This is a genomic window from Asanoa sp. WMMD1127 (genome assembly GCF_029626225.1).
In the GTDB taxonomy this organism is placed as follows: Bacteria; Actinomycetota; Actinomycetes; order Mycobacteriales; family Micromonosporaceae; genus Asanoa.
Genome location: NZ_JARUBP010000001.1, coordinates 4,259,858 through 4,271,832, shown reverse-complemented (window position 1 = coordinate 4,271,832; position 11,975 = coordinate 4,259,858). Strand labels below are relative to the sequence as shown.

The 11,975-nt window shown below is 73.0% G+C and carries 9 protein-coding genes; 4 read left to right on the top strand and 5 right to left on the bottom strand.

The window, feature by feature from the left end; genetic code table 11:
- Positions 1 to 44: 44 nt before the first annotated feature.
- Positions 45 to 2,615: a Tex family protein gene (locus O7635_RS20360; RefSeq protein WP_278082034.1), complete on the top strand. Its 2,571-nt coding sequence runs from the start codon at positions 45 to 47 to the stop codon at positions 2,613 to 2,615.
- Positions 2,616 to 2,643: 28 nt separating this feature from the next.
- On the opposite strand, the gene O7635_RS20355 is transcribed toward O7635_RS20360, so the two are convergent.
- Together O7635_RS20355 and O7635_RS20350 are read right to left on the bottom strand one after the other, a co-directional pair.
- Entirely contained in the window at positions 2,644 to 4,128 is a 1,485-nt protein-coding gene (locus O7635_RS20355; protein ID WP_278082033.1) for a serine/threonine-protein kinase, read from the bottom strand.
- 68 nt (positions 4,129 to 4,196) lie between these two features.
- A complete protein-coding gene (locus O7635_RS20350) occupies positions 4,197 to 4,457 on the bottom strand; it encodes a DUF4235 domain-containing protein (RefSeq protein ID WP_278082032.1) in 261 nt (86 codons plus the stop codon).
- 212 nt (positions 4,458 to 4,669) lie between these two features.
- On the opposite strand from O7635_RS20350, the gene O7635_RS20345 reads away from it, so the two are divergent.
- Positions 4,670 to 6,277: a DHA2 family efflux MFS transporter permease subunit gene (locus O7635_RS20345; protein WP_278082031.1), complete on the top strand. Its 1,608-nt coding sequence runs from the start codon at positions 4,670 to 4,672 to the stop codon at positions 6,275 to 6,277.
- Positions 6,278 to 6,737: 460 nt separating this feature from the next.
- Here O7635_RS20345 and O7635_RS20340 read toward each other — a convergent pair whose 3' ends face one another.
- Entirely contained in the window at positions 6,738 to 7,676 is a 939-nt protein-coding gene (locus O7635_RS20340; protein WP_278082030.1) for an RNA polymerase subunit sigma-70, read from the bottom strand.
- Positions 7,677 to 7,919: 243 nt separating this feature from the next.
- On the opposite strand from O7635_RS20340, the gene O7635_RS20335 reads away from it, so the two are divergent.
- Both O7635_RS20335 and O7635_RS20330 read left to right on the top strand, forming a co-directional pair.
- Positions 7,920 to 9,245, top strand: a complete 1,326-nt coding sequence (locus O7635_RS20335; protein ID WP_278082029.1) for an endo-1,4-beta-xylanase — start codon at positions 7,920 to 7,922, stop codon at positions 9,243 to 9,245.
- Positions 9,246 to 9,312: 67 nt separating this feature from the next.
- A complete protein-coding gene (locus O7635_RS20330; RefSeq protein WP_278082028.1) occupies positions 9,313 to 9,939 on the top strand; it encodes a hypothetical protein in 627 nt (208 codons plus the stop codon).
- 32 nt (positions 9,940 to 9,971) lie between these two features.
- Here O7635_RS20330 and O7635_RS20325 read toward each other — a convergent pair whose 3' ends face one another.
- Positions 9,972 to 10,832: an SRPBCC family protein gene (locus tag O7635_RS20325; protein WP_278082027.1), complete on the bottom strand. Its 861-nt coding sequence runs from the start codon at positions 10,830 to 10,832 to the stop codon at positions 9,972 to 9,974.
- 15 nt (positions 10,833 to 10,847) lie between these two features.
- The gene (locus O7635_RS20320; RefSeq protein ID WP_347405295.1) at positions 10,848 to 11,975 is read right to left on the bottom strand and encodes an XdhC family protein; all 1,128 of its coding nucleotides are present in this window, start codon (positions 11,973 to 11,975) and stop codon (positions 10,848 to 10,850) included.

The window sequence follows — 11,975 nt, the reverse complement described above, 5'->3', positions numbered from 1 at the left end:
CCCACTGGCCACGGGAAACGAACCGGTCCGGCAGAATGCCGGACGTGACCGACCAGATCCAGGCGCCAGCGCCGTCCGTCCCAGCCCGCATCGCCGGCGAGTTGGGGGTACGCGAAACGCAGGTCAGCGCGGCCGTCGACCTGCTCGACGGTGGGGCGACGGTGCCGTTCGTCGCCCGGTACCGCAAGGAGGCCACCGGCGGTCTCGACGACACGCAGCTGCGTACGCTCGAGGAGCGGCTGCGCTACCTGCGCGAGCTCGACGAGCGGCGGGCCGCGATCCTGGAGTCGATCCGGTCGCAGGGCAAGCTCGACGCCGAGCTCGAGGCGCAGATCCACGCCGCCGACTCGAAGGCCCGGCTGGAGGACATCTACCTGCCGTTCAAGCCGAAGCGGCGGACCAAGGCGCAGATCGCCCGCGAGGCCGGCCTGGAGCCGCTGGCCGACCTGCTGTTCGGTGACCCGTCGCAGGACCCCGCGGCCGCTGCCGCCGGCTTCGTCGACGCCGAGAAGGGGGTGGCCGACGCGGCCGCCGCGCTCGACGGCGCCCGGGCGATCCTGGTCGAGCGGTTCGCCGAGGACGCCGACCTGATCGGCGGGCTGCGCGAGCAGGTCTGGGAACGCGGCCGGATGCGGGCCAAGGTCAAGGAGGGCAAGGAAGAGGCGGGCGCCAAGTTCAGCGACTACTTCGACTTCGCGGAGTCGCTGACCTCGCTGCCGTCACACCGGATCCTCGCGCTGTTCCGCGGCGAGAAGGAGGAGGTGCTCGACCTCATCCTGGAGCCCGACGCCGAGGAGGCGGACGCGGTCGCGGCCGGGACGCTGGCCACCGGACCGGTGTTGTACGAGCAGCGGATCGCGGGGCACTTCGGGCTTTCTGACCAGGGGCGCCCCGGTGACCGCTGGCTGCTCGACACGGTGCGGTGGGCCTGGCGCACGCGGATCGTCGTGCACCTCGACATGTCGCTGCGGATGCGGCTGTTCCAGGCGGCCGAGGACGAGGCGGTGCGGGTGTTCGCGGCCAACCTGCGTGACCTGCTGCTCGCCGCCCCCGCCGGCACGCGCGCGACGATGGGCCTCGACCCCGGCTTCCGTACCGGCGTGAAGGTGGCCGTGGTCGACGCGACCGGCAAGGTGGTGGCGACCGACACGATCTATCCGCACGTGCCGGCCAACAAGTGGGACGCGGCGCTGGCCACCCTGGGCCGGCTGGCGGCAGAGCACAAGGTCGAGCTGGTCGCGATCGGCAACGGCACGGCGTCGCGGGAGACCGACAAGCTGGCCGGCGAGCTGATCGCGGCGCGGCCCGAGCTGGGCCTGACCAAGGTGATGGTGTCGGAGGCGGGTGCGTCGGTCTACTCGGCGTCCGCGTACGCCGCCGCGGAGCTGCCCGGCATGGACGTCTCGCTGCGCGGGGCCGTGTCGATCGCCCGCCGGCTGCAGGACCCGCTGGCCGAGCTGGTGAAGATCGACCCGAAGTCGATCGGGGTCGGGCAGTATCAGCACGACCTCTCCGAGGTGAAGCTGTCCCGCTCGCTCGACGCGGTGGTCGAGGACTGCGTCAACGGCGTCGGCGTCGACGTCAACCTGGCCTCCGCGCCACTGCTGTCGCGGGTCTCCGGCATCGGCGAGTCCCTGGCCGCCAACATCGTGGCGCACCGGGAGGTCAACGGGCCGTTCCGCAACCGGTCCGCCCTCAAGGAGGTGGCGCGGCTCGGGCCCAAGGCGTTCGAGCAGTGTGCCGGCTTCCTGCGGATCGCGGGTGGCGACGACCCGCTGGACGGGTCGTCGGTGCACCCGGAGGCGTACCCGGTGGTCCGGCGGATCCTCTCGTCGGTCGGCGCGGAGCTCCCGGCGCTGATCGGCAACGGGCCGCTGCTGCGCGGCCTGCGCCCCGGCGACTTCGCCGACGCGGTGTTCGGCGTGCCGACGGTCACCGACATCCTGCGCGAGCTCGAGAAGCCCGGGCGCGACCCGCGGCCGGCGTTCAAGACCGCCCGCTTCGCGGACGGCGTCGAGAAGATCGGCGACCTGACGTCGGGCATGGTGCTGGAGGGCGTCGTCACGAACGTGGCGGCGTTCGGGGCGTTCGTCGACGTCGGGGTGCACCAGGACGGGCTCGTGCACGTGTCGGCGATGTCGAAGACGTTCGTCAAGGACCCGCGTGAAGTGGTCAAGCCCGGGGACGTGGTGAAGGTACGCGTGCTCGACGTCGACGTACCGCGCAAGCGCATCTCGTTGACGCTGCGGTTGGACGAGGGGCCGGGGACCGGCGCGCCGCGCGGTGGCGGTCGTGGTGAGGGCGGCGGGCGGCAGCCTGGTCAGCAGCGCCAGGGCGGCCGCCCGGAGGGCCGCGGCGGTGGCGGCGGTGGCCAGCGGGGTTCCGGCGGTGGCGGTGGTCAGCGCGGTGGTGGCGGTCAGGGCGGCCGCGACGGTGGCCAGCGTGGTGGCGGCGGCCAGGGCGGCGGTGGCGGCCAGGGCGGCGGTGGTCGGCAAGGTGGCGGCAGCCAGGGCGGCCAGCGCGGCGGCGGACGCCAGGGTGGCGGCCGCCCGTCGACGCCGGCCCCGGTCAACAGCGCCATGGCGGACGCGCTCCGCAAGGCGGGCCTGCTCTAGTCGCCGGACCTCCGGCCCGCGCGGGGCGTCAGCGGTCGTTGTCGTCGTCGGCGCTGGTGAAGGGGATCAGGAGGCGGACGAGCTGGCGGCGGACCAGTTCGTCGACGTGTTCCTTGTTGCGGTCGCGCAGTAGCTCGCTGCGCAGGTCGCGGGCCTCCCGGCCGACGTCGCCACCGCGGGCGATGGCGTCGCGGAGGTCGTCTAGGCGGTCCGAGATGCGCTCGGCGGCCTTCTCGTCGATCTTTCCCTCGTCGACCGCCTCGGCCAGGGCGGCCTCGAAGGCGGCCATGGCGCCGGCGTCGTCGGTCGGGGTCGGCTCCGGGGCCTTTGTGCTCGGGGCGGCCACCGGGCCGCCCGCGGGCTGTTGCGGGCTGGCGCCGGCCTGGGCGACCTGGCCGCCGGGTGTGCCGTCGCCGCCCGGGTTGGCCACGATGGCCAGCACGACGGCGACCACGACGACGGCCGCGGCGATCCCGCCGACGGCGACCGCCCGCATCGGGTTGCGCGTCGGGCCCGCCTCGCGGACGGGTTCGAGCTCGGCCGCGCGCCCGCGGATCAGGCTCGTCGGCGCCGGCACCACGGCGCGGCCCGACGTCGCTGGTCGCGACCCGTTCGCGGGCAGCTGCGCCGCCGCCCCGGCACCGCTGGTCGGCGAGCCCGCGAAGGCGCCACCGCCGCTGACCGGCATGCCGGCCGCCCCCGCGCCGCTGGTGGGCTGGCGCCAGGAGCTGGCGGCCAGGTCGGCGAGCGCTTCGGCCAGGGCCGCGGCCGACGGGCGGGCGGTCGGGTCGGCGGCCAGGCACGCGGCGCCGGCGCGGGTGAGGGTCGTCGGCACCCCGGGCAGGACCGGGAACTGGGCCACGCCGCGCGACGATTCGGGGCGCCGGCCGAGCAGGGCCTCGGCGAGCAGCACCCCGACGCTGTAGACGTCGGCCGCGGGCGTCGGCTCGGCACCGGCCAGCCGCTCGGGCGCCAGGTAGCCGACCGTGCCGTAGCGGACGCCGCTCTCCGGGCTGCCGGCCAGGCCGGCGATGCCGAAGTCCAGGATCTTGACGCCGCCGGCGGTGAGCATGACGTTGCCGGGCTTGATGTCGCAGTGGACGATCCCGGCGGCGTGGGCGGCGGACAGGCCCGCGGCCACCTGGCTTGCGATCAGCGCGGCCTCGGGCCACGCCAGCGGGCCGGCGGCCAGCCGCTCGGCGAGGTCGGCGCCCTCGACCAGTTCCATCACCAGATAGGGCGCCAGGCCGCCGGCGGGAAGGGCGGCCTCGCCGTAGTCGTACACCCGGGTGATGTGGGGGTGGGTCAGGCCCGCGGCGGCGCGCGCCTCGCGGTGGGTGGCGAGGCGGATCGTGGTGTCGCTGCCGACCGACGGGTCGAGCACCTTGACGGCGACGGGGCGGCCGAGCACGGTGTCGTCGGCCCGCCACACCTCGGCCATGCCGCCCACGCCGATCCGCGCGACCAGCAGGAACCGGTCGTGCAGGCGAAGGCCGGGCGCGAGCGTCGACATGGCGGACACCATCGTACGGACTCGCGGCCAGCGGGTCCCTGAGCTCGCAGACTCAGGGACCCAAACCGTTACGCCGGCCAGCGCCCGGTGACGCGCTTGACGCTCACCGCGCCACCGCGGTCGACGGCCGCCTTGACCAGGGCGAAGATCGCGCCCTGGAGGGCCGCCGCGGCGAGGATCTCGCCCCAGCCGCGGTCCTCGTCGGTGGCGTTGGGGGCGTCGTCGTCGCCCGCCACCCTTTTCCAGACCTGCTTGAACACCGCGCCGGCGATCGAACCGGCCGCGACGCCGAGCAGGATGCCCACCGGCTTGTATGCCAACTTGCCCATGGCGCTTCTCCTCCGGGGGTCCCATCGATGTGGGGAGAAGAGTTGCCAGCCGCCACGGTCGGTAAACCCTGTCGCAGCGGCCTCACGCGACGGAGAGCCAGCACACACAATCAACTCGGCGTAGTAGCTGGCCGTGGTCGGATCACGTCATACCGTGGATGTGAGCCACGCTAAAGAGTGATTTTTCCGGTCTTATCGGCCGAGGAAGACATATGACCACACAAACCGCAACGGCGCAGCGGTACGACGCCGACCGCGAGTTCGAGCACAAGCATCGCTGGACCATCCTGGTGATCGTTTCGATCGCCCAGCTCATGGTCGTTCTCGACGCCACGATCGTCAACATCGCCCTCCCCGCCGCCCAGGACGCGCTCCGGTTCCCGGACAGCGACCGGCAGTGGGTGGTGACCGCGTACGCCCTCGCCTTCGGGTCCCTCCTGCTGCTCGGCGGCCGGCTCGGCGACTTCTTCGGGCGAAAACGGATGTTCATCATCGGCCTGATCGGCTTCGCGGCGGCGTCCGCGGCCGGTGGGGCCGCCACCGACTTCACCGTGCTGGTGATCGCGCGGGCCGCACAGGGCGCGTTCGGCGCGCTGCTGGCCCCGGCGGCGCTGTCCACGATCGCGAACTCGTTCCAGTCACCCGCCGAACGGGGCCGGGCATTCGGTGTGTACGGCGCGGTCGCCGGCGGCGGTGGCGCGGTCGGGCTGCTGCTCGGCGGGGTGCTGACCGAGTACGTGTCCTGGCGCTGGTGCTTCTTCGTCAACCTGATCTTCGCGGGCATCGCCTGGGTCGGCGGCCAGTACTACCTGCGCAACCAGCGCCCGGCCACCAAACCGAAGATCGACTGGATCGGCACCTTCTGCGCGGTGGTCGGTCTCTTCCTGGTGGTGTACGGCTTCGCCCGCGCGGCCTCCGACGGCTGGGGCGATCCGGTCACGATCGGCAGCCTGATCGCCGCGGTGGTGCTGCTGGTCTCGTTCGTGCAGGTCGAACGCCGGTCGCGGGCGCCGCTGCTGCCACTGCGCATCGTGCTCGATCGCAGCCGCGGTGGCGCGTACCTCTCCGTCGGTCTCGCCGCGATCGCGATCTTCGGGGTGTTCCTGTTCCTGACGTTCTACCTGCAGCTCACCAAGGGCTACAGCCCGGTGCTGACCGGCGTCGCGTTCCTGCCGATGATCGCCTTCGTGCTGATCGGCTCGACGCTGGCCAACGTGAAGCTGCAGCCGATCCTCGGGTCCCGCATCCTGATCACGACCGGCATGGCCCTGGCCGCGGGCGGCATGGTCTACCTCTATTTCATCGACTCGACGTCGAACTACTGGGCGCACATCCTGCCGGCCCTGCCACTGCTGGGCTTCGGCTTCGGCCTGATCTTCGCGCCGGCGATCAACACGGCGACGGAACGCGTGGACCGCGACGACGCCGGCGTGGCGTCGGCCCTGGTCAACACCATGCAGCAGGTCGGCGGCTCGATCGGCACGGCGCTGCTGAGCACGATCGCCACGAGCGTGACGGCCAGCTACGCGGCGACCCACTTCGGCCCGGCCGCCGCAGCCGAGGCACCGGTGGCCGGCTACAAGATCGCCTTCCTGGTCTCCGCGGGCATCTTCGCCGCGGGCGCGGTCCTGATCTTCTTCCTGATCCAGGCCCACGCGCCGCTCCCGTCCGGCGCCCCACCCACCGACGGCCCGCCGCCGTCGGACGGTGGCTCACCGGCCGCCGAGGGCGGCGGGACGGAAGCGGAGGCCCGGCCTTCGCCGGAATCGGCAGGCGCCAGAACCAACCGCGGCATCGACCCCGCACCCGGCACGACCTGACCGCCCTGCTCCGCACCCATCCCCGCGCCACCCACGCTGACCAGCGGCGCGTGGCTGGGCGCAGAGCAAACGCAGCTGGAGCACGGCCGAAGGCTGCGACGCCGCTTTGCTCTGCAGCCAAATACGCAACACCTTCGATCGGCGGTGTTGCGTATTTGGCTGCAGAGCAAAGCGGGCACGCAACACTAGGGAGCCCGGCGCCGGGCGGCGACCCGGACGCGGCCTGAACGGCGAGGCGGCCGAGCCGTCCACGGCGCGGCACTCAGCGGCGGCGGAGCGGGGCGCCGTCCGGGGTGAAGCGTCGCCTTACCGCGAAGGCGCGCGAAGAAGGCCCCTCGCGGCGCAACACCGCGAGGCGCGCCCGCGATTCGGTCGGGCCCGGTCGGTGGTGTTCGCGACCCGCCACAGCGCGGTGTTCGGCTGCGGCGTCGGCAGGAACCACGAGCCGCACCCGCTCATGCTAGGCCGGCGCGGGCAGGCGGGGTGGCAGCGCGAAGTCGGCGAAGACCGCGGGGTCCTGGAAGACCACGTTGTGCGCGACACGGTCGTCCGACACGGTGAGGACCTGCAGCGTGTGCAGGGCGAAATCGCCCTCCGGGGCACGGGCGTACGCGGCGAACGCCGGTTGGGTGTTGGCTTCCAGCCGCACGACGCGCCAGATCTCGCCGCGCATCGCGTACACCCGGCGCATGAAGGCCGCGTAGGAGGCGCCGCCGCGGTACCAGAGCGGGACCGGCGGCAGCTCCATGACCACGTCGTCGGTGAGCAGGCGGACGAGGCCCTTGACGTCGCCGATCTCGAAGGCGCGCACATAACGGTCCACCGTGGAGCGCACGGCCGCGTCGGCGGGCTCGGTCACCTCCGCCTCGGTCACCGCCGCGACGGCCGCGCGGGCGCGTTGGAGCGCGCTGTCGACCGCCGGCACGGTGGTGTCGAGCATCGCCGCCACCTCGGCCGCCGGGAAGTCCAGGGCCTCGCGCAGCACCAGCACCGCGCGCTGTTTCGGCGGCAGCACCTGCAGCGCGGCGACCAGGGCCAACCGCAGGCTGCCACGGCGGAGCACGGTCTCCTCGGGCAGCCGCGAGTCCGGGAACGGCTGCAGCCAGGGCACATCCCACGCGGGAGTGAGCGGCGCGTCCGGGTCGTCGCTCGGTGGCCCGCCGAGGCCCGACGGGAGCGGCCGGCGCGACCGGCCGGCCAGCGCGGTCAGGCAGGCGTTCGTGGCGATCCGGTAGAGCCAGGTGCGCCGCGACGCCCGGGCCGGGTCGTAGTCGTCCCGCGCCCGCCAGGCCCGCAGCATCGTCTCCTGCACCCCGTCCTCGGCGTCGTCCACCGACCCGAGCATCCGGTAGCAGTGCACCAGAAGCTCGGGCCGGTACGCCTCGACGACGTCGGTCACGCGGCCGCCGGCGCGTTGGCGTAGGCGGCCAGCGCCCAGTCCGCGTACACCCGGTCGAGCGGCTCTTTCCACATCATCTCGATCTTCCTCCTTCAAGGGTGGTCGAGGTATGTACCGCGCCGGCATCGCGAACTCATCGCTTCCGGAACAGCGGACCGGAAGTTTCCGAAACTTATTGACCGGCTCGAAACATCGTCGCAATACTCCGATCCACCTGAATCGATGAGTGGGAGGACCAACCAGATGCGACTACGCACCACCGTCGTCGTCTCGGTCGTCGCGGTGACGGCCGCCGCCGGCGCGATGTTCTTCGCCGGCAGCGCCAGCGCGGCGACCACCCTCGGCGCTTCGGCGGCCGAGCGCGGCGGCCGCTACTTCGGCACCGCGGTGGCGGCCAACAAGCTGTCCGACTCGGCGTACACGACCATCCTGAACAGGGAGTTCAACCAGGTCACGCCCGAGAACGAGATGAAGATCGACGCGACCGAGCCGCAACGGGGGCAGTTCTCCTACGGCAGCGCCGACCGGATCGTGCAGCACGCGACGAGCCGGGGCATGAAGGTACGCGGCCACACGCTGGCCTGGCACTCGCAGCAGCCCGGCTGGATGCAGAGCCTGTCCGGCAGCACCCTGCGCCAGGCGATGCTCAACCACGTCACCCAGGTCGCCACCCACTTCCGCGGTCAGGTCACGTGGTGGGACGTCGTCAACGAGGCGTACGCGGACGGCAGCAGCGGTGCCCGCCGGGACTCCAACCTCCAGCGCACCGGCAACGACTGGATCGAGGCCGCCTTCCGGGCCGCGGACGCCGCCGACCCCAACGCGCAGCTCTGCTACAACGACTACAACATCGACAACTGGAACGACGCCAAGACGCAGGCCGTCTATCGGATGGTGCAGGACTTCAGGAGCCGCGGCGTGCCGATCGACTGCGTGGGCCTGCAGTCGCACTTCACCGGCGGCTCCAACTACCCGAGCAACTACCGCACGACGCTGTCCAGCTTCGCCGCGCTCGGCGTCGACGTGCACATCACCGAACTGGACATCCGCAACGCGCCCTCCGACGCGTACCGCAACGTCGTCAACGACTGTCTCGCGGTGGCGCGCTGCAAGGGAATCACGGTCTGGGGGATCCGCGACTCCGACTCGTGGCGCTCTGGTGAGAGCCCGCTGCTGTTCGACGGCGGCGGCAACAAGAAGGCCGCGTACAACGCGGTGCTCACCGCCCTCAACAACGGCACCACGCCCACCACGCCGCCGGACACCGGCAACCCGACCACACCGCCGCCGGCCGGCTCCTGCACCGCTTCGATCACGCCGGGCACGGTCTGGGGCGACCGCTACAACACCAGCGTCACGGTGAGCGGCGCCAGCACCTGGTCGGTCGTCGTCGCGATCACCGCCCCGCAGCGGATCTCGACGACCTGGAGCGGCTCCCCCAGCTGGGACGGCAGCGGCCAGGTGATGACGATGCGCTCCAACGGCAGCGGCAACACGTTCGGCTTCACCACGATGATGAACGGCAACTCGAGCGCCCGACCGCAGATCAGGTCGTGCACCGCGGGCTGACAGCGCACCGGGCTGGGTCGACAAGCCCAGCCCGGTTTAGCCGCCGTCAGATGGAAACCCGGGACGCATGACCGAGAACGATCGGGTCGACCGGCTCCTCGACCGGTACGGCGAGACCTACGCGCACCAGGCGGGCATCCGGCTCGCCGACCGGCCGCAGCCGCTCTACCAGCTGTTGGTGCTGGTCAAGCTGCTCAGCACCCGGATCTCCGCGAGCATCGCGGTGGCCGCCGCCCGGGAGCTGTTCAAGGCGGGCCTCACCTCGCCGCGGGCGATGGTGGCGGCCGACGTGCACACCCGCTGGCACGCGCTGGCGGCGGCGCACTACATCCGCTACGGCGGGCCGGCCGTCCGCCAACTGGAGGAGGGTGCCCAGCTGGCGCTCGATCGCTGGGGCGGCGACCTGCGCCGCATGCACAAGGCGGCGGCCGGCGACCGGGCGGCGCTGCGCACGTCGCTGACCGAGTTCCCGGGCATCGGCCCGACCGGCGCCGACATCTACCTCCGCGAGGCCCAGGCGGTCTGGCCCGACGTCCATCCCTACCTGGACGCCCGCGTCACCGCCGCCGCGAAGGCGGTCCGCCTGCCCAGCAGCCCGGCCAAGCTGGCCGAGCTCGTGCCGCCGGACCGCCTCCCGGAGCTGGCCGCCGCCGTCCTGCGCGGCTCCCGCGACCGCTCCCTGACCACGGCGTAGTCGCAGCGGCGGGCCTAGCCGCGGCGACGGGCCTAGCCGCGGCGGCGACGCCCGAAGAAGGCCGCGCCGATCACGACGCCCGCGACCAGCGCCACGGCATACGGCAGGATGCGCTTCACGGCCGCGTCCGCCCCGGTGATGGCGAGCAGGTCGACCGGCTCCACCTCGGTCTGGCCGAACGACGGCGACTCGCTGAACGCCGCCTTCTCCTCCGCGTCGAGCTGGCCCGGGAAGGCCCGTTCCGCGGGCGTGGTGCCGTGGAACGCCTCCGCGCGCCCGTTCGCCGCGGGCTGCCCCGGCGCGCCATTGTCCACAGTGGCGCCGCCCGAGGCCGGCGACCCCGCCGGTGGGCCGGCCGCCGCGGACCCCGCCGCCGCCGCGCCGCCCGTCGACGCCGCCGCGCCGGCCGAGGTCGCGGTGTGCGCGGCGGGAACCGCCTGGCCGCCGCCGGCCAGCTTGCCCTGCAGGCAGTCGGTGAACTGGCCGAGCAACCGCCCGCTCACGTCGGCGATCATGCCGCGGCCGAACTGGGCGATGCGCCCCGTCACCGCGAGGTCGGTGTGCACCTTCACGTCCGTCGACGACGGGTCGGCCGACGGGCTCAGCGTCGCGCGCACGGTCGCCTTGGCCGTGCCGCCGCCGCGGGAGTCCCGGCCGGCGGCCTCGACCACCACCCGACGATTGGCCTCGTCACGCTCGACGAACGTGCCCTTGCCCGCGAACGTCATCGAGACCGGCCCGAGCTTGACCTTGACGGTGCCGTCAAAGGTGTCGCCGTCGCGACCGGTCAGCGCCGCGCCGGGCATGCACGGCACGATGGTGTCCAGGTCCAGCAGGACGTCCCAGGCGCGCTCGACGGGCGCCGCGACGGTGAACTCGTGTTCCAGCTCCATTGCCAGGTCTCCCAGTCAGCGTCGGTCGAGGTTCTCGTGGATGCTGCCGTCCAGTGTGGACAGCTTCTGCCCGCCACCGCCCCAGCGGTCGGCGATGATCTCGGCGGTGATGCTCACCGCGGTCTCCTCGGGCGTACGCGCGCCCAGCGCCAGCCCGATCGGCGAGTGCAGCTTCTTGAGCTGCGCCTCGGTCACGCCGGCCTCGATCAGCCCGGCGACCCGGTCGTCGTGCGTACGCCGGGAGCCCATGGCGCCCACGTAGGCGAACTCCCGGTCGAGGGCGATCCGCAGCACCGGCAGGTCGAACTTGGGGTCGTGGGTGAGCACGCAGACCACCGTGCGCCCGTCGACCCGCCCCGCCTCGATCTCGCCCGTCAGGTAGCGGTGCGGCCAGTCGACGACCACCTCCACGCCCGGGAAGCGGCGGCTGGTGGCGAACACCGGCCGGGCGTCGCAGACCGTCACCCGGTAGCCGAGGAACGCGCCCTGTCGGGCCAGCGCCGAGGCGAAGTCGATCGCGCCGAAGACGAGCATCCGCGGCGGCGGCGCGTAGGACGCGACGAACACGGTCACCTCGTCGCCGAGCCGCTCACCGTCGCTGCCGTAGTGCAGCGGGCCGGTCAGCCCCGAGGCCAGCATCCCGCGCACGTCCTCGACCAACGCCGCGTCGAAGTGGGCCGAGCCCAGCGACCCGTCCACCCGGTCGGGCCAGACGAGAACCCGCCGGCCCACCCGGTCGGCCGGGTCGCGGATGACCGTCGCGACCGCCACCGGGGACTCCGCCTCGATCGCCGCCGCCACCTCACCGAGCTGCGGGAACGACGCGGGGTCGACCCGCTCCACGAAGATGTCGATGATCCCGCCGCAGGTCAGGCCGACCGAGAACGCGTCATCGTCGCTGACGCCGTAGCGCACGAGCTGCGGCGCGCCGGACTCGATCGCGGCCAGGCCCAGCTCGTAGACGGCCGCCTCGACGCAGCCGCCGGAGACGCTGCCGACCGCGGTCTGGTCGGGCCCGACGAGCATGGTGGCGCCGGGTGGCCGCGGGGCACTCTTCCAGGTGCCAACCACCGTGGCCATCCCCACTGGTCGACCTTCGCGCCACCAGCGCGAGAGGTCAGCGAGCACGTCACGCACGATCAT

Excerpts from the sequence above, each read along its gene's own strand:
- O7635_RS20355 (WP_278082033.1), bottom strand. The coding sequence starts at position 4,128 with ATGTCGACGCTCGCGCCCGGCCTTCGCCTGCACGACCGGTTCCTGCTG.
- O7635_RS20335 (WP_278082029.1), top strand. The coding sequence starts at position 7,920 with ATGCGACTACGCACCACCGTCGTCGTCTCGGTCGTCGCGGTGACGGCC.
- O7635_RS20350 (WP_278082032.1), bottom strand. The coding sequence starts at position 4,457 with ATGGGCAAGTTGGCATACAAGCCGGTGGGCATCCTGCTCGGCGTCGCG.
- O7635_RS20320 (WP_347405295.1), bottom strand. The coding sequence starts at position 11,975 with ATGATCGTGCGTGACGTGCTCGCTGACCTCTCGCGCTGGTGGCGCGAA.
- O7635_RS20345 (WP_278082031.1), top strand. The coding sequence starts at position 4,670 with ATGACCACACAAACCGCAACGGCGCAGCGGTACGACGCCGACCGCGAG.
- O7635_RS20330 (WP_278082028.1), top strand. The coding sequence starts at position 9,313 with ATGACCGAGAACGATCGGGTCGACCGGCTCCTCGACCGGTACGGCGAG.
- O7635_RS20325 (WP_278082027.1), bottom strand. The coding sequence starts at position 10,832 with ATGGAGCTGGAACACGAGTTCACCGTCGCGGCGCCCGTCGAGCGCGCC.